General features: G+C 44.8%; 1 protein-coding gene. It reads right to left on the bottom strand.

Annotated elements, in window-relative coordinates:
- Nucleotides 1-279 (bottom strand): DEAD/DEAH box helicase family protein (locus tag AAEZ02_RS22310; RefSeq protein WP_351125204.1); only part of this gene is annotated, 279 nt, incomplete at both ends.

The following is a 279-nucleotide window of genomic DNA, read 5'->3' as shown; positions in this document are numbered from 1 at the left end:
GATTAGGCGCCAATACAAAGTAGTTGCGAATACCATGCATCTGATACAAATGCGTAATAAACGCACCCATCAACCGAGTTTTACCCACACCAGTTGCCAAGGCAAAACACAGTGATGGAAAGTCACGTTCAAAATCACTGAGTTTTGGAAACTGCGCTTTTAACGTTTCTAACAGTCTAGGTAAATCGCGTTTTGGGTTCAGCAGTTCTTTCTCAGAAGCACTAATCGCCACTGCCAAAGCGCGTAGCGAATCTTGCTGCGGCTGGCGTAAACTTAAAC

The sequence above is a fragment of the Shewanella sp. T24-MNA-CIBAN-0130 genome (assembly GCF_040310185.1).
GTDB classification, from domain to species: Bacteria; Pseudomonadota; Gammaproteobacteria; order Enterobacterales; family Shewanellaceae; genus Shewanella; species Shewanella psychromarinicola.
Note: the sequence above shows the minus strand (reverse complement) of the source record. Positions and strands in the feature narration are given on the sequence as shown.